The sequence below is a fragment of the Micromonospora sp. NPDC049230 genome (assembly GCF_040647875.1).
Lineage (GTDB): Bacteria > Actinomycetota > Actinomycetes > Mycobacteriales > Micromonosporaceae > Micromonospora.
This window is the reverse complement of the sequence record NZ_JBEZCZ010000045.1, coordinates 13809-31197: the sequence shown is the minus strand read 5'-3', so window position 1 is coordinate 31197 and position 17389 is coordinate 13809. Positions and strand designations below refer to the sequence as shown.

At 71.8% G+C, this 17389-nt stretch carries 17 protein-coding genes and 1 pseudogene; 10 read left to right on the top strand and 8 right to left on the bottom strand.

Annotated elements, in window-relative coordinates:
• Positions 1–3 precede the first annotated feature (3 nt).
• A complete protein-coding gene (gene dtd, locus AB0A95_RS28840) occupies positions 4–426 on the top strand; it encodes a D-aminoacyl-tRNA deacylase (RefSeq protein ID WP_357558884.1) in 423 nt (140 codons plus the stop codon).
• 160 nt (positions 427–586) lie between these two features.
• On the opposite strand, the gene AB0A95_RS28835 is transcribed toward dtd, so the two are convergent.
• Positions 587–1375 carry a sporulation protein gene (locus AB0A95_RS28835; protein ID WP_357558903.1) on the bottom strand — a complete coding sequence of 263 codons (789 nt, stop codon included), beginning with the start codon at positions 1373–1375 and terminating at the stop codon, positions 587–589.
• Between the two features lie 231 nt (positions 1376–1606).
• Here AB0A95_RS28835 and sigB point away from each other — a divergent pair, with 231 nt between their 5' ends.
• The 4 genes and pseudogenes from sigB to AB0A95_RS28815 all read left to right on the top strand — a co-directional run bounded on the left by sigB (position 1607) and on the right by AB0A95_RS28815 (position 4029).
• Positions 1607–2623 (top strand): RNA polymerase sigma factor SigB, encoded by a 1017-nt coding sequence (gene sigB, locus AB0A95_RS28830; protein ID WP_357558883.1) that lies wholly within the window; start codon positions 1607–1609, stop codon positions 2621–2623.
• 120 nt (positions 2624–2743) lie between these two features.
• Entirely contained in the window at positions 2744–3121 is a 378-nt protein-coding gene (locus AB0A95_RS28825) for a metalloregulator ArsR/SmtB family transcription factor (RefSeq protein ID WP_357558902.1), read from the top strand.
• Positions 3118–3625, top strand: a pseudogene (locus tag AB0A95_RS28820) (SRPBCC family protein). Before AB0A95_RS28825 ends, AB0A95_RS28820 begins: the two are co-directional and overlap by 4 nt.
• Positions 3622–4029 carry a VOC family protein gene (locus tag AB0A95_RS28815; RefSeq protein ID WP_357558882.1) on the top strand — a complete coding sequence of 136 codons (408 nt, stop codon included), beginning with the start codon at positions 3622–3624 and terminating at the stop codon, positions 4027–4029. The pseudogene AB0A95_RS28820 and the gene AB0A95_RS28815 overlap by 4 nt, the downstream one beginning before the upstream one ends.
• A 10-nt stretch (positions 4030–4039) precedes the next feature.
• On the opposite strand, the gene AB0A95_RS28810 is transcribed toward AB0A95_RS28815, so the two are convergent.
• The 3 genes from AB0A95_RS28810 to AB0A95_RS28800 are packed head-to-tail and all read right to left on the bottom strand — an operon-like array spanning position 4040 to position 8700.
• Entirely contained in the window at positions 4040–6595 is a 2556-nt protein-coding gene (locus AB0A95_RS28810) for a GNAT family N-acetyltransferase (protein ID WP_357558881.1), read from the bottom strand.
• A 14-nt stretch (positions 6596–6609) separates the two neighbouring features.
• On the bottom strand, positions 6610–7791 hold the full coding sequence (locus tag AB0A95_RS28805; RefSeq protein WP_357558880.1) for an acetoin utilization protein AcuC: 1182 nt from the start codon (positions 7789–7791) through the stop codon (positions 6610–6612).
• A 48-nt stretch (positions 7792–7839) separates the two neighbouring features.
• Positions 7840–8700: a sulfurtransferase gene (locus AB0A95_RS28800; RefSeq protein ID WP_357558879.1), complete on the bottom strand. Its 861-nt coding sequence runs from the start codon at positions 8698–8700 to the stop codon at positions 7840–7842.
• Between the two features lie 100 nt (positions 8701–8800).
• On the opposite strand from AB0A95_RS28800, the gene AB0A95_RS28795 reads away from it, so the two are divergent.
• A complete protein-coding gene (locus AB0A95_RS28795) occupies positions 8801–9490 on the top strand; it encodes a metal-dependent transcriptional regulator (protein ID WP_357558878.1) in 690 nt (229 codons plus the stop codon).
• A gap of 22 nt (positions 9491–9512) precedes the next feature.
• On the opposite strand, the gene AB0A95_RS28790 is transcribed toward AB0A95_RS28795, so the two are convergent.
• Entirely contained in the window at positions 9513–10061 is a 549-nt protein-coding gene (locus AB0A95_RS28790; protein ID WP_357558877.1) for a hypothetical protein, read from the bottom strand.
• Positions 10062–10159: 98 nt separating this feature from the next.
• Positions 10160–10414: a DUF5522 domain-containing protein gene (locus tag AB0A95_RS28785; protein ID WP_357558876.1), complete on the bottom strand. Its 255-nt coding sequence runs from the start codon at positions 10412–10414 to the stop codon at positions 10160–10162.
• A 131-nt stretch (positions 10415–10545) separates the two neighbouring features.
• Between AB0A95_RS28785 and AB0A95_RS28780 the strand changes: the two genes are divergently transcribed.
• Positions 10546–10779, top strand: coding sequence for a dihydrofolate reductase family protein (locus tag AB0A95_RS28780; protein ID WP_357558875.1), 234 nt, complete (start codon positions 10546–10548; stop codon positions 10777–10779).
• Between the two features lie 47 nt (positions 10780–10826).
• Complete coding sequence (locus AB0A95_RS28775; protein WP_357558874.1) at positions 10827–11768, top strand: MerR family transcriptional regulator; 942 nt, start codon at positions 10827–10829, stop codon at positions 11766–11768.
• 44 nt (positions 11769–11812) lie between these two features.
• Here the strand turns inward: AB0A95_RS28775 and AB0A95_RS28770 are convergent, their stop codons facing one another.
• Positions 11813–12751, bottom strand: coding sequence for a DUF2332 family protein (locus tag AB0A95_RS28770; RefSeq protein ID WP_357558873.1), 939 nt, complete (start codon positions 12749–12751; stop codon positions 11813–11815).
• Positions 12752–12913: 162 nt separating this feature from the next.
• On the opposite strand from AB0A95_RS28770, the gene AB0A95_RS28765 reads away from it, so the two are divergent.
• A complete protein-coding gene (locus AB0A95_RS28765) occupies positions 12914–13225 on the top strand; it encodes an NIPSNAP family protein (protein ID WP_357558872.1) in 312 nt (103 codons plus the stop codon).
• A gap of 169 nt (positions 13226–13394) precedes the next feature.
• A complete protein-coding gene (locus tag AB0A95_RS28760; protein WP_357558871.1) occupies positions 13395–14294 on the top strand; it encodes a bifunctional 5,10-methylenetetrahydrofolate dehydrogenase/5,10-methenyltetrahydrofolate cyclohydrolase in 900 nt (299 codons plus the stop codon).
• A 162-nt stretch (positions 14295–14456) separates the two neighbouring features.
• Here AB0A95_RS28760 and AB0A95_RS28755 read toward each other — a convergent pair whose 3' ends face one another.
• Positions 14457–17360 (bottom strand): vitamin B12-dependent ribonucleotide reductase, encoded by a 2904-nt coding sequence (locus tag AB0A95_RS28755; protein WP_357558870.1) that lies wholly within the window; start codon positions 17358–17360, stop codon positions 14457–14459.
• Positions 17361–17389: the final 29 nt, after the last annotated feature.

Genomic DNA, 17389 nt, shown 5'->3' with positions numbered 1-17389 from the left:
CTGATGCGCGCGGTGGTGCAGACCGTGGGTCGGGCCAGCGTGACAGTCGACGGCGAGGTGGTCGGCGCGATCGAGAACGGCCTGCTGGTGCTGCTCGGGGTGACCCACACCGACACGGCGCAGACCGCTCAGACCATGGCCCGCAAGGTGCACGAGCTGCGCGTCCTGGACGACGACCGGTCCGCCGCCGACACCGGCGCGCCGATCCTGGTAGTCAGTCAGTTCACCCTCTACGGCGACGCGCGCAAGGGCCGACGTCCGAGCTGGACCGCCGCCGCCCCCGCCGAGGTCGCCGAACCACTTGTCACCGAGGTGGTCGACGCCCTGCGCCAACGAGGCGCCAAGGTCGAGACGGGCCGCTTCCGCACCCACATGCTCGTAGAAAGCACCAACATCGGCCCCCGCACAATCCTCCTAGACCTCTAACCCAACCCCAACCCCAACCCCCTCCCCCGGCCCCCCGCCCCCACCCTGCTGATCATGAGGTTATTGCTCGCCGCCTCGGCGTGTCGTGGCAATAACCTCATGATCAACGGGCTCGACGGGGGGTGGGGTGGGGGTGGGATCGGGGTGGGTGGGTTGGGGGTTAGGAGAAGAGGCCTCGGCGGGTTAGGGACTGGCGGAGCCAGTTGTCTAGTTCGGCGGTCCAGTCGGTGCGGTCGGCGGTGGCGTGGTCGACGGTGAACCGGCCGAAGGCGTCCCGGCCCTCGCTGAAGACGCCACCGCGCTTGTCGACCTCCAGCACGACCTGCATCTGCTGGGCGTCGGCGATGAAGGTGACCTCCAACTGGTTGATCGAGCGGGCGTACTGCGGGGCCGGAGCGAACTCGATCTCCTGATAGAACGGCAACGTCTGCCGTACGCCGTAGATGTGACCGCGCTCCACATCGGCGCGTGCGAAGCGGAAACCCAGTCGCAGCAGCGCGTCGAGCAGTCGCTCCTGCGCGGGCAGCGGGTGCACCGACACCGCGTCCAGGTCGCCCTTGTCGACGGCGCGGGCGACCTCCAACTCCGTACGCAGACCCATCGTCATGCCGTGCAGGTGCTGCCCGTACAGGTCGGTGATGGGTGTCTCCCACGGCACGTCGAAGCGGAACGGGATGTCGTGGCGCTGCCCCGACTCCAGCCGGAACGCGCCGGTGATCCGCTGGCGGCGGAACTCCTGGGTGGTCTCGTGGTCGCTGTCGCCGCTCTCGACCTCGACCCGGGTGACCAGGCCGAGGGTCACGTGGTCGATGTCGACCTGGTGGTCACCGCCGAGCACCTGGATGCGGCCCTCCAACTGCCCGCCCGGGCGGCAGTTCGGGTTGGCCAGCACCGTCTCGACCGACGGGCCGCCGACCCCCATCGCCTTCATGAGCCGCTTGAAGACCACACCGTCCTCCATCTTTTCGTCCTCGTCGACCCGAGGTGGCCGACCGTCGGAAAGGTAGCTGTGGCGGGCAACCCCACAGGGGGACGACACTCCACGCCAACGATCCGGTCCAATTCCTGTCGGGTGCCCGATCGCCTCACTCCCGTTTTACGCCCTGCCCGCCAAGCTGTGTCTCACACCGGCACCACTGGGCCGGCGGCACGGCACAGACGTGGAAACGGGGAGACAGAGATGGTCCTGCAGATGACGGAACACCGGGCACGCCTTGCCACCACGACCGACACCGACGGGACCTCCGAGGTCCTCGCCGACCTGGACGCCACCGACGAGCGTGGCATCTCGACCGACCTGGTCCGGGCGTATCTCAACGGGATCGGCCGGACGAAGCTGCTGACCGCCGCGCAGGAGGTCGACCTGGCCCGGCGGATCGAGGCCGGACTGTTCGCGGACGAGAAGCTGGCCACCTGCACCCCGGTTTCCGAGGAGTTGCGGGCCGACCTGGAACTCGTCGTCGCGGAGGGCCGGGCGGCCAAGGACCATCTGTTGGAGGCGAACCTGCGGCTGGTGGTCAGCATCGCCAAGCGCTACACCGGTCGCGGCATGGCGTTCCTCGACCTGATCCAGGAGGGCAACCTCGGTCTGATCCGCGCTGTGGAGAAGTTCGACTACGCCAAGGGTTACAAGTTCTCCACGTACGCCACCTGGTGGATCCGGCAGGCGATCACCCGCGCGATGGCCGACCAGGCCCGCACCATCCGCATCCCGGTGCACATGGTGGAGCAGGTCAACCGGATGGTGCGGGCCCGCCGGGAGTTGGCGGTGACGCTGGGCCGCGAGCCGACGGTCGCCGAGGTCGCCCGCGCTCTGGAGATCCCCGAGATCCAGGTCATCGAGCTGATCTCGTACGACCGGGAGCCGGTCAGCCTGGACCAGGCCGTCGGCGACGACGGCGAGAGCGCGCTCGGCGACTTCGTGGCCTCGGTGGACCCGCGTACCGAGCCGGGTGACGCCGCCGCCCAGGGCGAGCTGCGCAACGAGGTCAGCATCGTGCTGGCCACCCTGTCCCAGCGGGAGCAGGCGGTCATCCGGCTCCGGTTCGGTCTGGACGACGGCCGGCAGCGCACCCTGGACGAGGTCGGGCGGGAGTTCGGCCTGTCCCGGGAGCGGATCCGGCAGATCGAGAAGGTGACGCTGCTGAAGCTGCGCGCCCCGGAACGCGCGCAGCGCCTGGAGGCGTACGCCTGCTGACGCCCACGCTCGTGGAAGGCCCTGGCGGTTCGCCGGGGCCTTTCCTGCTGCCCGGGTGCTTGACGGTGACCCCCCTCCACGATAGAACCATGTGGTTATAAAACCAGGAGGTTATACGTGGTGGGCACCGAGCTGCTGGACGCGACCTTCGCGGCGCTGGCCGATCCGACCCGGCGGGCCATCCTCGCCCGGCTCGCAGCCGGGGAGGCGACGGTGACGGAGCTGGCAGAACCATTCGCGATGAGCCAGCCGGCCATCTCCAAGCACCTCAAGGTGCTGGAACGCGCCGGCCTCGTCAGCCGGGGGCGGGACGCCCAACGCCGACCCTGCCGGTTGGAGGCCCGCCCGCTGCGGGAGGCGACGGCCTGGCTCGCCGACTACCGCGACTACTGGGCGGAGAGCTATCAGCGCCTCGACGCGCTGCTCGACGAACTCCGGGCTGTCGACCAGACCGACGCCGACCGCCGAGACTCCCGACCGGACGGGTCGCGCGGGTGAGCGGCGCCGACGACCCGCTCGTCGTTTACACCCCGGGCGACCGGGAGATCGTGTTGAGTCGGCTGTTCGAGGCGCCGGCACCGCTGGTGTTCGCCGCCTTCACCCAACCCGAACTGCTGGCCCGGTGGTACGGCGCGCGCGGCTGGAGCCTTGTGGAGTGCGACGTCGACCTGCGGATCGGCGGCCGGTGGCGGTTCGTGTCGCAGGGCCCGCAGGGCGCCCGGATGGTCCAGGCTGGGGTCTACCGGCACATCGAGCCACCGCGCCGGCTGGTCGGCACCGAGCGCTTCGAGGACCAGTCCTACCCGGGCGAGACGCTGGTCAGCCACGAGTTCACCGAACTGGCCGGGCGGACGACTGTCACCACCACGCTGCGCTACGCCACCGCCCAGGGGCGGGACACCGTGCTGCGCTACCCGATGACCCGGGGGGGTCGGGCAGAGCTTCGCCCGGCTCGCCGACCTGCTGCGTTCCCCAACGACGACACGAGGAGAGCAACAGTGAACTGGACCCTGGAAGTGGTGATCGTTCCGGTCTCCGATGTGGAGCGGGCGAAGAAGTTCTACGCCGACCAGCTCGGCTTCACCGTCGATCACGACACGGTGATCAGCGACGACGCGCGGATCGTGCAGCTGACCCCGCCCGGCTCCGGTTGCTCGATCGTGATCGGCAAGGGCGTCGTCCCGGAGATGCCGCCGGGCTCGCTCCGAGGCCTGCAACTGGTGGTGCCCGACCTGAAGCGGGCCCACGCCGAGCTGGTCGAGCGGGGTGTGGAGGTCAGTGAGATCCAGGTGGTGGGACAGAACCCGCGGCCGGTGCCGGACCCACTGGACAACGTCGGTTTCGTCTTCTTCGCCGACCCGGACGGCAACGCCTGGGGTGTCCAGCAGATCTCCAGCCGCGCCTGAGCGGGCGCTGTCACAGCCGCCGGGGGCCGGTGTCCGGGCGGGCGGCCACACCGCCCACCTGGACCTGGGCGTGCAGGACCGCGATGCCGTCCGGGCGGGCGAGCACCGGGTTGAGGGTCAACGACCGCACGCGCGGCTGTTCGTCGGCGAGCTGACCCACCCGCAGCACCAGGTCGGCCAGGGCCTTCCGGTCGACCGGCGCGGCACCCCGATGCCCGCGCAGCAGCGGCGCGGCCCGGGGCTCGTCGACAAGCTCGGCGGCGTCGGTGTCGGTCAGCGGCACCGCCCGCCAGGCCCGGTCGCCGAGCAGCTCGGTGGCGACCCCGCCGAGACCGAAGCCGACGACCGGCCCGAACGCCGGATCTTCCACAAGCTCCACCACACACGCCACCCCGGGCGCGACCATCGGCTGGACCAGCGCGTCCGCGCCGAAGGCCGCCGCCACCTCGGTGTACGCCCGACGGAGGGTCGGCTCGTCGGGCAGGTCGAGCCGGACCGCGCCGAGGTCGAGGCGGTGCCGCAGCCCCGGGGCGGCCGCCTTGAGTGCCACCGGGTAACCCAGCAGTGCCGCCGCGTCGACCGCCGCGTCGACCGAGTCGACGGGCACCGACGCCACCACGTCGATCCCGTACGCGGCCAGCAGCGCCCCCGCGTCGGTGGCGTCGGTGCGGAACGCGGCAGACGCGGCGACCCGGTCGACGCCCGGCAGCTCGGGCGCGACCCCGGGCGGGCGGCGGAGCCACTGCGCGTACCGGTGCACCCGGGCGAGGGCCCGGACCGCCTCCTCCACCCCGCCGTACGCGGGCACCCCCGGCGGCAGCCGCCCGACCAGGAACGTCGCCACAGTCGGCTTGCCCAGCGCCAGGGCCGCCGGAAGTGCGGCTGTCACGTCGGCGTCCACCTCGGTCAGCTGGCCAGGAAGCGGCGGGGCGAAGACCACCACCAGGGCGTCCACCCGCTCGTCGCCGGCCGTCTGTTCGAGAGCGGCGGCGAACTCGGCGGCACCGGTGCTCGGCCCGACGTCGCGGGGATAGCCCTCGGCCACGGTGAGGCCCTGCCCCACGCAGGCGGTGGCGGCCAGGCCGGTCAGGGCCGACGAGTTGCCCACCACACCGACCCGACCACCGGCCGGCAAGGGCTGGTTGGCCAGCAGCACACCCACGTCGAGCAACTCCGGCACGGTGTCCACCCGGATCACCCCGGACTGGGCGAAGAGCGCCGCGACCGCCACCTCGTCCGGACCGGCGTTGTCACCCACCCCGACCGGGCGGGCCGGCGAGGCGAGCGCGACGACGGGTTTGGCGCGGCCGATCCGCCGGGCCAGCCGGGCGAACTTGCGCGGGTTACCGAACGTCTCCAGGTACAACATGATCACGTCGGTGCCCGGGTCGTCCTGCCAATATTGCAGGAGGTCGTTGCCGGAGACGTCGGCCCGGTTACCGGCCGAGACGAAACTGGACAGGCCGAGGCCACGCCGGTCCGCCTCGGCGAGCAGCGCCAGCCCGAACGCACCGGACTGGCTGAAGATGCCGACCCGGCCGGCCGGCGGCAGGGCCGGGGCGAGGGTGGCGTTGAGGCGTACCGTCGGGTCGGTGTTGGCCACGCCCAGACAGTTCGGGCCGACGACCCGCATGCCGGCGGCGTGCGCCGCGCGGACCAGCGCCCGCTGCGTGGCCGCGCCCTCGGCGCCGGCCTCGGCGAAGCCGGCCGAGATGACCACCAGAGCGTGCACCCCGGCGGCCGCGGCGTCGGCGACCACCGCGGTCGCCGCCTCCGGGGGGACCGCCACCACCGCCAGGTCCAGTGGCGTCCCGGCGTCGACAGCCGACGGGTACGCGGGCAGGCCCGCCACTGTCGACGCGCTCGGATGCACCGGCACCACCGCGCCGGTGAAACCGCCGTCGCGCAGGTGCCCGAGCACCGCCGCGCCGACGCCCTGGCCGGTGCCGCTGGCACCGTAGACGACGATGCCGCGTGGCGCGAGCAGCCGGGCGATCGAACGGGCCTCGGTGCGGTGCTCCCGGCCGCGCTGCACCTCAAGCGTGGCCTCGGTGGGGGCGATCGGGAAGCTCAGGTGCACCACGCCGTCGGCGTACTCGCGTTGGACCTGGTAACCGAAGTCGGCGAAGACCCGCAGCATCGTCCCGTTGGCCGGAAGCACCTCGGCGACGAAGCTCATGATGTCGTTGCGGCGGGCGGTGTCGGCCAGGTGCTCCATCAGCACCGAACCAATGCCCCGGCCCTGGTAGGCGTCCTCCACCACGAAGGCCACCTCGGCGTCCGGCGCCTGCGGGCCGAGCCGCTCGTAGCGGCCGACCGCGACGATCCGATCGGCGGCCAGCACCACGAACGCCTCCCGGTCGTGGTGGTCGACGGTGACGAAACGGATCAGGTCCCGTTCCGGGATGCGCGGGTACGGGGAGAAGTACCGAAGGTAGCGGGTGCGCTCGGAGAACCGGCTGTGCATCGCCACGATGCCCGGCGCGTCGCTCGGCTCGATCTGTCGCAACTGGACGGTGCTGCCGTCGCTGAGCAGCACGTCCACCGGCTGGTCCACGCTCTTCACCGGGACGGCCCGGCTCAGTCCCGCGGATCGTGCGGGTCGAGCCCGAGCAGCGGGAAGACCGCCTTGCGGGTCGCCGTGATCGCCCGGTCCACGGCGGTCGGCTCGCCGGTCGGCTGCCACGGCTCGTACGACGGGTCCGCGTCGTCGGTCATCCGCAGCGGCACCTCCCGGCCCAGACGGCGGGAGACGACCAGGTCCCGCCAGCCCGGCGGGGTGAGCGTGGCCGGGTCGATCGGGTCACCGGTGGCCACGGCGAGCAGGTGACTCCAGGCCCGCGGCACCACCTCGACAAGCGCGTACCCGCCGCCGCCGGTGGCCACCCAGCGGCCGTCGCACAACTCGTCGGCGAGTGCCCGCATGGCCAGGTAGGTGGCCCGCTGCCCGTCCACACTCAGGTTGAGATCGGCGAGCGGGTCCAGGCGGTGCCCGTCGGCGCCGCACTGGGTGACGAGCACCTGTGGCCGGAACGCGCGCAGCACCGACGGCACGATCGCGTGGAACGCCCGCTGCCAACCGGTGTCGTCGACACCCGGCGGCAGCGGCATGTTGACCACGCTGCCCTGCGCGCCCGGCCCACCCGTCTCGTCCGGAAAGCCGGTGTACGGGAAGAGGGCGAGCGGAGTCTCGTGCAGGCTGATCGTGAGCACCCGGGGGTCGTCCCAGAAGACCTCCTGGACGCCGTCGCCGTGGTGCACGTCGATGTCCACGTACGCGATCCGTTCCGCGCCCAGGTCGAGCAGGCGGGCGATGGCCACCGCCGGGTCGTTGTAGACACAGAAGCCGGCGGCACGGGCGGGCATCGCGTGGTGCAGGCCACCGGCCACGTTCACCGCCCGCCGGGCGTCGCCACGCCAGACCGCCTCGGCGGCGGCCACCGTCGCACCGGTGATCAGCGCGCTGGCCTCGTGCATCCCGTCGAAGATCGGGTTGTCGGACGTGCCCAGCCCGTACCCGGCGAAGAGCGGATCGCGGGGCGCGGCCCGCACCGCGGCCAGGTAGGCCGGGTGGTGCACCCGGGTGAGCAGGGCGTCGTCGGCGGGCTCCGGCTTGACCATCCGCACCCCGGGCCGATCCAGGACGCCCAGCTCGCGGGCCAGCGCGACGGTCAGCTCCACCCGGACCGGGTCGAGCGGATGGTCACCCATGTCGTAGGCGAGCAGCGACTCGTCCCACACCACCACCGTGTCGTCGGACATGCGCCCATCGTCGCACGAGGACCGTCGCCGACCCACCGCACGCGCTGGTCAGCGCCCAGATGTCGGCCCGGAGGCGATCGGACGCGTCGGGTCGGCCACCCAGTTGCTCCACGAACCGACGTAGAGCGCGGCGTCCGTGCGGCCCGCCAGGTGCAGCGCGAGCACCGCCTGCGCGGCGGTCACCCCGGAGCCGCAGTACGCCCCGACGGTCCGCGCGCCGGTCACGCCGGCGGCGGCGAACCGCTCGCTCAGCGCGTCGGCGGCCAGGAATCGCCCGTCCGGACCGACGTACTCGCCGGAGGGCAGGTTCGCCGCTCCCGGTACGTGTCCGGCGACCGGGTCGATCGGCTCGACCTCGCCCCGGTAGCGGGGTGCCGCCCGCACGTCGAGCAGCACGGCGTCGTCCGCGGCGGCCAACTCGGCAGCCTGCCCCGCGTCGAGCACCGGAAGATCACCGGGACGTACCTCGACGTCGCCGGGAGTCGGGGTGGGCGCGTCGGTGGAGACGGGCCGGTCGGCGGCGACCCAGGCCGGGTAGCCACCGTGCAGCAGGCGCACCGGACGGTGCCCCGCCCACCGCAGCGTCCACCAGGCCCGCGCCGCGGCCAGGCCGTCGCCGCCGTCGTACACCACCACGGGGTGACCAGCGCGGACACCGGCGGCCCGCAGCGCGGCCCGCAGGGCCCCCGGGTCGGGAAGGGGGTGTCGACCGCCGGCTCCCGGCGGCCCACAGAGCGCGGTGTCCAGGTCGACGAAGACCGCGCCGGGCAGGTGGCCGGCGAGGTAGTCGTCGCGACCGGGCGGGCCGACGAGCCGCCAGCGGACGTCGAGGAGGGTGGGCGGATCGGCGTGGTCGAGCTCGTCGGCGAGCCGATCGACCTCGACCAACAGCTCCTGGGTACCGGACATGGCGACCATCCAACACCATTCGTGCCGACAGCTCACGGCTCGGCGGCGGTCGCTGGTCCTTCGCCGAGGTAGCATCGTGCACCGGAGGACCGCTGACGTTATGAAGTCTCACGACCTGGTCGACACGACCGAAATGTACCTGCGCACCATCCTCGAGTTGGAAGAGGAAGGGGTGCCGCCGCTGCGTGCCCGGATCGCCGAACGGCTACAGCAGAGCGGCCCGACAGTGAGCCAGACCGTCGCCCGGATGGAACGCGACGGCCTGCTCACCGTCGAGGGCGACCGGCACCTGACACTCACCACACAGGGTCGCGGCAGTGCCGTGTCGGTGATGCGCAAGCACCGCCTCGCCGAGCTGCTGCTGGTCAACGTCATCGGCATGCCCTACGAGGAGGCCCACGAGGAGGCCTGCCGCTGGGAGCACGTGATGAGCGACGCGGTCGAGAAGCGGGTGTACGACCTGCTCAACCGGCCGACCCGCTCCCCGTACGGCAACCCGATCCCGGGTCTACAGGAGCTGGGCTCGCCGGCCGAGGAGGCCACCGAGGCCACCGAGGGTGAGCGCAACCTGGCCTTCCCCGGCCTCTCCGGGCCGGTAGTGGTCCGCCGGATCTGCGAGAGCGTGCAGAAGGACGCCAACGTGCTGCGCCAACTGCACGCCGCAGGTGTCGACCCGGGCGCCACGGTGACCGTGGCCCAGGAGCGCGACGGGGTGTCGATCGACAGGTCGGGCGACCGGGTGCGGCTGCCCCGCGAGGTCGCCTCCCGGGTCTTCGTCGCCGCCAACTGACCAAACCGGCCGCCCGGGCGCGTCACAGCGCCCGGGTGTCCACCTTCTTGGCAAGGGCGGCCAGGTCACCGGTCAGCTTCTCCGCCGCCGCGCGTTCGCTGCCCCGCGCGCCGGTCCAGCTCACCGTGGCCAGTCGCCCGTCGGTGGCCAGCCAACCCACTTCGGCCACCGGCCCGTGCCCGCTGGCCGCGGCGGTGGTCCGCCGGTACGCCTGCTGCCCCAGCCCGGTGACCTTCGTCGCCTTGTCCGGCACCACGTCCGCGGCGAAGGTGGCCTTGTCGATAGTGGTCTCGGACACACTCAGCGTCAGCTCCGGCAACGCCGCATCCCCCGCCCGGAGCACACACGTGTGCGTGTCGCCCTGTTCGCTGGCCGCCGCCACGTCGAAGCGCGTCTTCACCACCTGATCGATCACCGCGAAGTCCAGCAGCCGGCAGGCGCCGCCCGAGGAGGCCGCCGCCACCTCCACCGTGATCGGCACCGGCGGCGGCACCGCCACCGGCTCGGCCTCGGCGGCGCAGCCGCTCACCAGCAGCCCCGCCAGCCCTCCGACCACGATCCGCCCGCGCACGCTCCACCCTCTCGCCGACCGACGGCGGAAGGCGCCCGCCGGATGTCCGTCGGACACCGTACGGGGTGTCGGTGTCGGGCGAAAGCCCCCGCTGACGCCTATTCCGACTGTGGATCGTCCACGTACGGACAGTGCCGGCAGCCGCGCCCGCAGCAGGTGCCGCGCTTGGCCAGGAAACCGGCGCTGAGCACGAACAATCCGCTCGCCGGGTCGAGGTAGCCGGCCTCGTCGGCGGCCAGCGCGGCGGCGTGCGCGGCGAGGATCCCGGCCCGGTCGGGGTGCGCTGGCGACAGCCGGGACGGGTGCGGCTCGGTCAGCGGCCGATCCGCCAGGGGTCGTCGCTCCCCGGTCACCAGCAGCAGGCCTTCCGCGTCACCCGCAGCAGTCTACGACGGCGACTCACACGACCGAACCCATGCTGTTTTCGTCGTAGGGCCCGACGATGCTCGGGATCGATCGCTGTGACGAGCACGGAGGAGACGCGATGCGAAAGATCGTTGTGCACATGAGCGTGTCGTTGGACGGGTTCTTCGAGGGCCCGGGTGGCGACATCGGTTGGCACCAGGTCGACGAGTACCGGATCTACGTCCACCCGGTGCTGCTCGGTCGGGGTCGCCGGCTCTTTCCCGAGGCGGACGCCCCGACCGGGCTGCGGCTTGCGGAGAGCCGCACCTTCGGCAACGGTGTGGTCCTGCTCCGCCACGAGCGGGCTCGTTGACGTCTGTCGCTTGAGTCTCCAGCGGGGGGAGACGCGAGGGTGGGGGCATGAGTGGTGCGGAGCGGTACACGATCGGCGAGTTGGCCCGGCACACCGGCCTGAGCGTCAAGACCATCCGGTACTACGCCGACAGCGGGCTCGTGCCACCGACGGACCGGAGCCCGACCGGCTACCGCCTCTTCGACGCCGCGGCGGTTGCCCGGCTGGAGCTGGTCCGGACGCTGCGTGACCTGGGCGTGGACCTGGCCGCCATCCGTCGGGTGGTGGACCGTGAGGTGCCCCTGTCCGAGGTGGCCGCCGCGCACGCCGAGGCGTTGGCGGTGCAGATCCGGGTGCTGCGACTGCGCCAGGCGGTGCTCACCGTCGCGGCGCGGCGCGGGTCGACCCCGGCCGAGGTCGACGAGCTACACCGGTTGGCCCAGCTCAGCACACGCGAACGGGGGCAACTGGTGGCCGACTTCCTGTCCGGCGTCTTCGCCGGCCTCGGCGACCAGCCCGCGTACCCGGGTGTGCTCGTCTCGATGACACCGGAGCTTCCCGACGACCCCACCACCGAGCAGGTCGAGGCGTGGTTGGAGCTGGCCGAGGTGTGCCGGGACCCGGACTTCCGGGCACTGATGCGGCGGCTGGCGCGGCAACACGCCGCCGACCACGACGTACCGGGGCTGCCCCGCCCGGACGCCGTCGCGGTGGTCCGGGACGCGGTGGCTCCCGCCCTCGCGGATGGCCTCGACCCGAGCAGCCCGGCCGCCGATCCGGTGGTCGCGGCAGTCACCAGCCGGTACACGAGCCTGCACTGTCACCCCGACAACGCCGACCTGCGTCGGCGGTTGCTCGACCGGCTGGAGCCGGCCAACGATCCCCGCCGGGACCGCTACCTCGACCTGGTGGCGGTGCTCAACGGCTGGTCGGCAGGCGATGCGACAGCGCCGGCGGTGGACTGGTTCATCCGGGCCCTGCACGCCCGCGGGCCCGAACCGGTTGGCTGAGCCGGCCGGGGGCGGGTTGGGGCGGCTGGGCCGGCTGGGCGGTTTCAGCCGAACCAGGTCATCGCCTGGCCGTGGCCCCTGGCCCAGGCCAGCGGCTTCCCGTCGAGCGCGAGGACGTTGTGCAGCGCGTCGTTCGGCGGCTCGGGCAACACGTCGTACCGGAGCACCTCCGGCGCCTCGTTCGCGATCCAGTGCCCCGGCAACTGACGAACCAGCCGGACGAACGCGTCCCGACGCGGCGACGGCACCTGGTAGAGCACCGAGGTATGGAAGACCACGAGCGTCGCGTCGGCCGGCGCGCGGGCGGCCAACGCCGGCAGATCGTCCACCAGATCGCCGCGGACCAGCAGCGGAGGGTCGGCCGCCGCGACCGCCGCCGCGGCCCGCAACCGGGCCCGCCGGTGCGCGTGCTCCGGCCAGATCAGGGCATCCAACCAGGACACGTCGCCGGGGTCGGTCACGTCGAGCGGGTTGAGGTCCAGACCAGCCCGCCAGACCACCCGGGGTACGCGGACCGGCGGCACCAACCCGTTTGCCGCGCACTCCAGGACCGGCTCACCCGAGCCCACCCGATGGTCGCCGTAGCGGTACGCGTACCGGTCGGGGTAGAGGCAGAGCCCGGCCGACGCACCGACCTCCAACAGGGCGAGCGGCTGCGGCAGCGCGGCGAGCAGCGGCAGCAGGACCGCGCACCGGCCCGCCTCGTTCGTCTGGGTGGCCCGGGTGCGCAGCTCCGCCTCGACGGCGGGCCAGTGCGTCACCACGTAGTCGTGGAAGGTGGCCGGGTCGTCGACCGGGCCGCCGAGCCAGCGCACGACGCCGAACAGCAGATTCGGCTGCCGCTTGGCCGGCGGGAGCCCGTCGAGCAGGGCGAGCAGGGCATCGTCTTGCGCGACGGCCTGCGCCAGACGCTCGTACGTGGACGACACCCCACGCGCCTCGCGGCTGCCGAACTCGGCGTACGCCCCAGCGGTCGTCGTCATGCCCTCATCGTCGCAGCCAGCCCTGAGCTTCGACATCGCACACGCCCTTGATCAGGTGATGAGAAGTAGGTCAGACACGGCCCTGGCGCCTACTTTTCATCACCTGATCACTGCGAACCCGAGTTGACCATGCGGCGGAGCACCGGCCCGTATGGTGACGTCATGATCACCTGCGTCGTGCACTACACCATCGATCCCGCGCAGATCGAAGCGTTCGAGGACTTCGCCCGAGAGTGGATGCGGCTGGTGGCCAAGCACGGTGGCGTACACCACGGATACTTCCTGCCCGCCGAGGGCGCCAGCGACAAGGCTGAGGCGCTGTTCAGCTTCGAGAGCCTGGCAGCCTACGAGCGTTACCGCGCACGGTTCGGCAATGACCCGGAATTCGTCGCGGCTGACAGCATCCGCGACATCTCGGGTTGTGTCGTACGGTACGAGCGAACGTTCATGCGCCCACTCCTGCCGACTGACTGAGCCCGTGGAGCGCATCGCCGACTGCCCGGCGCTGCCGGTCCAACTGGGCAGCCGCCCTGGTGATGGGGCATTATCGAAGCACCGGCGACTGGCGGCACGGGGATGGTGCAACCATCGGGGAGCCTCTCGCGGGCGTCGACCGCCTGGGCGCCTGCGTCGAGGACCCGTCATGACCACGACCAGTCAGTCCGCGCGACACCACGCCCCGTCCGGCCCGGCCCGGCTGCTGCCGGGGGCACCCGTCGCCGAAGCCGTCCTGGCCGAGACCGCCGCCGCAGCCGCCCGCCTGCGCGAGCGCGGGATCACACCCAGCCTCGCCACCATCCTCGTCGGCGACGACGACGCCAGCGCCGGATACATCGCCATCAAGCAGCGGCAGGCCGCCGCGCTCGGGTTCGCCTCCCCGCACGTGCATCTGCCCGCCACCGCCACCCAGGCCGAGCTGCACCAGGCCGTTGCCCGGTTCAACACCGATCCGGCCGTACACGGGTTGCTCGTGCAGTACCCCGTGCCAGGTCATCTGGACTACGACGCGGCGCTGCTCACCATCGACCCGGACAAGGACGTCGACGGCATGCATCCGCTGAACATGGGACGTCTCGCCGTCGGCCTGCCCGGCCCACTGCCGTGTACCCCGGCCGGCATCGAAGCCCTCCTGGCGTACTACGAGATCCCCGTCGCCGGCCATGAGGTCGTCATCCTCGGCCGGGGCGCCACCCTCGGCCGCCCCCTGGCGATGTTGCTCGCCCAGAAACGCCCGACCGCCAACGCCGCGGTCACCGTCGTCCACACGGGCGTGCCGGACTGGGCCCGCTACACCCGTCGCGCCGACATCCTCGTCGCCGCCGCCGGCGTACCCGGGATCGTGCGGCCCGAGCACGTCAAGCCCGGCGCGGTCGTCATCGGCGCCGGCGTCCGCTACGAGGGGCGGCGCCTCCTGCCGGATGTCGACGAGGCGTGCGCCGAGGTCGCCGGCGCCATCACGCCCCGGGTCGGCGGAGTCGGTCCGACCACTGTGGCGATGCTGTTCCGCAACGCCGTACGCGCCGCCGAACGCGCAAGCCAGTAGACCCCTGCGGCTTCGGGGCGTGATCGACTCGGGTTCGCTGAAGTCGGGGTGTCCGGGCGGGCGCGACACCCTGACTACTGGAACTCGAGTCGATCACGCGGTCAGCGGAAACGGCGCTGCCCCGGCCTCCTGGCGGGAGGCCGGGGCAGCGCCGATCGTGCGTCAGCTACAGCCGCTTGTGGAGCCGCAGCCCTCGCAGACGTAGCAGCTGCCGGCGGGGCGCATCTTCGTACCACAGGTGAAGCAGAGCGGCGCGTCGGCGGCCTTGCCGATCACGGCCTCCAGCAGTTCGGTGCTGGAGCCCACGCTCGGAGCCGGCTTGGCGGCGGCCACGTCGGCCATCTCCTGGGCCGGCTGGGCGACGGCCTCGGTCTTGGCCGGGGCCTCCACCGGCGCGGACGACGCCATCGCGGTGAGATCCGCGCCGGTGACGGCTGCGGCTTCCGCGTCGGCCTCGGCCCGCAGCTGCGCGGCCCGCTCGGACGCGGTGAAGATGCCCAGCTCGGCGCGGCGCTCGTAGGGCAGGAAGTCCAGCGCCAGGCGACGGAAGATGTAGTCCATCACCGAGGCGGCCATCCGCACGTCCGGGTCGTCGGTCATGCCGGCCGGCTCGAAGCGCATGTTTGTGAACTTGCTGACGAACGTCTCCAGCGGCACGCCGTACTGGAGGCCGATGCTGATGGCCACCGAGAAGGCGTCCATCACGCCGGCCAGGGTCGAGCCCTGCTTGGACATCTTGAGGAAGACCTCGCCGAGGCCGTCGTCCGGGTAGGACGACGCGGTCAGGTAGCCCTCGGCGCCGCCGACGGAGAAGCTGACCGTCTCGGACGGGCGCTTCTTCGGCAGGCGCTTGCGCACCGGCCGGTACTCGATGACCTTCTCCACCACCGGCGCGGCCGGTGCGGTCTCGACGGCGGCCGGCTCGGTGGCCTTGTTGGACTTGGCCACCGAGAGCGGCTGGCCGACCTTGCAGTTGTCCCGGTAGATCGCCAGCGCCTTGAGGCCGAGCTTCCAGCCCTCGAAGTAGATCTTCTCGACGTCCTCGACGGTGGCCGCCTCCGGCATGTTGACCGTCTTGGAGATGGCGCCGGAGACGAACGGCTGGATGGCCGCCATCATCCGCACGTGACCCATCGGGGCGATGGTCCGCTCGCCCATGGCGCAGTCGAAGACCGGGTAGTGCTCCGGCTTGAGGCCGGGGGCGTCCACCACGTGGCCGTGGTCGGCGATGTGCTCGACGATCGCCTCGACCTGCTCCTCGGGGTAGCCGAGGCTGCGCAGGGCGCGCGGCACCGTCTGGTTGACGATCTGCATCGAGCCGCCGCCGACAAGCTTCTTGAACTTGACCAGCGCCAGGTCCGGCTCCACGCCGGTCGTGTCGCAGTCCATCATGAAGCCGATGGTGCCGGTCGGGGCGAGGACGCTGGCCTGCGCGTTGCGCCAGCCGAACTTGTCGCCGATCTTGTTGCCCTGGGTCCACTGCTTGGTCGCCTCGCGGACGATCGCGGTGGCCACCGGGCTGGTCGGCTTGATCTCGTCGTTGGCGGCGGCGTGCTTGCGCATGACGCGCTTGTGCGGCTCGGCGTTGCGGGCGTAGCCGTCGTACGGGCCGACGACGCCGGCCAGCTCGGCCGAGCGGCGGTACGCGGTGCCGGTCATCAGCGACGTGATCGACGCGGCGACCGAACGGCCCTGCTCCGAGTCGTAGGGCAGGCCGGTGGCCATCAGCAGGGCGCCGAGGTTGGCGTAGCCGATGCCGAGCTGCCGGTAGGCGCGGGAGGTCTCACCGATCTTGTCGGTCGGGAAGTCCGCGAAGCAGATCGAGATGTCCATCGCGGTGATGACGAACTCGACGGACTTGACGAACTTCTCCACCTCGAAGCCACCGTCGGCGCGGAGGAACTTCATCAGGTTGAGCGAGGCCAGGTTGCACGAGGAGTTGTCCAGGTGCAGGTATTCCGAGCACGGGTTCGACGCGGTGATCCGCCCGGTCTCCGGGCAGGTGTGCCAGTCGTTGATCGTGTCGTCGTACTGCAGGCCGGGGTCGGCGCACTCCCAGGCGGCCTGGGAGATGGTGCGGAACAGCTGCTTGGCGTCCACGGTGTCGATCACCGAGCCGTCCAGCCGGCCGCGCAGGTCGAAGCCCTTGCCGTTCTCGACCGCCGACATGAACTCGTCGGAGACGCGGACCGAGTTGTTGGCGTTCTGGTACTGCACGCTGACGATGTCGGAGCCGCCGAGGTCCATGTCGAACCCGGCGTCGCGCAGCGCGCGGATCTTGTGCTCCTCGCGCGCCTTGGTGACCACGAACTCCTCGATGTCCGGGTGATCCACGTCGAGGATGACCATCTTGGCCGCACGGCGGGTCGCGCCGCCGGACTTGATGGTGCCGGCCGAGGCGTCCGCGCCGCGCATGAAGCTGACCGGGCCGGAGGCGGTGCCGCCGGAGGAGAGCAGCTCCCGGGACGAGCGGATCCGCGACAGGTTGACCCCGGAGCCGGAGCCGCCCTTGAAGATCAGCCCCTCCTCCTTGTACCAGTCGAGGATGGAGTCCATCGAGTCGTCCACGGCCAGGATGAAGCAGGCGCTGACCTGCTGCGGCGACGGCGTGCCGACGTTGAACCAGACCGGCGAGTTGAAGCTGAACACCTGGTGCAGCAGCATCCAGGTCAGCTCGTGGGCGAAGACCTCGGCGTCGGCGGGGCTGGCGAAGTAGCCGTACTCCTCGCCAGCGGTGCGATAGGTGGTGACCACCCGGTCGATCAACTGCTTGAGCGACCACTCCCGCTCCGGGGTCCCCACCGCGCCCCGGAAGTACTTCGTGGTGACGATGTTGGCCGCGTTGACGCTCCACGACTCCGGGAACTCGACCCCCCGCTGCTCGAAGTTGATCGAGCCGTCCCGCCAGTTCGTCATCACGACGTCGCGGCGCTCCCAGCTGACCTCGTCGTACGGGTGGACCCCCTCGGTCGTCCACACCCGCTCGATCTTCAGCCCCGCGCCTGCCTTGCTCCGTGCACGGCTAGTTGTCACGCCGTCGCCCCCCTCGTCTGCGCGGTCACCCACCGCGCGTCCCAATCTCTGAAAAACTGTGC

Excerpts from the sequence above, each read along its gene's own strand:
- dtd (WP_357558884.1), top strand. The coding sequence starts at position 4 with ATGCGCGCGGTGGTGCAGACCGTGGGTCGGGCCAGCGTGACAGTCGAC.
- AB0A95_RS28760 (WP_357558871.1), top strand. The coding sequence starts at position 13,395 with ATGACCACGACCAGTCAGTCCGCGCGACACCACGCCCCGTCCGGCCCG.
- AB0A95_RS28795 (WP_357558878.1), top strand. The coding sequence starts at position 8,801 with ATGAAGTCTCACGACCTGGTCGACACGACCGAAATGTACCTGCGCACC.
- AB0A95_RS28805 (WP_357558880.1), bottom strand. The coding sequence starts at position 7,791 with ATGTCCGACGACACGGTGGTGGTGTGGGACGAGTCGCTGCTCGCCTAC.
- AB0A95_RS28765 (WP_357558872.1), top strand. The coding sequence starts at position 12,914 with ATGATCACCTGCGTCGTGCACTACACCATCGATCCCGCGCAGATCGAA.
- AB0A95_RS28775 (WP_357558874.1), top strand. The coding sequence starts at position 10,827 with ATGAGTGGTGCGGAGCGGTACACGATCGGCGAGTTGGCCCGGCACACC.
- AB0A95_RS28800 (WP_357558879.1), bottom strand. The coding sequence starts at position 8,700 with ATGTCCGGTACCCAGGAGCTGTTGGTCGAGGTCGATCGGCTCGCCGAC.
- sigB (WP_357558883.1), top strand. The coding sequence starts at position 1,607 with ATGGTCCTGCAGATGACGGAACACCGGGCACGCCTTGCCACCACGACC.
- AB0A95_RS28780 (WP_357558875.1), top strand. The coding sequence starts at position 10,546 with ATGCGAAAGATCGTTGTGCACATGAGCGTGTCGTTGGACGGGTTCTTC.
- AB0A95_RS28770 (WP_357558873.1), bottom strand. The coding sequence starts at position 12,751 with ATGACGACGACCGCTGGGGCGTACGCCGAGTTCGGCAGCCGCGAGGCG.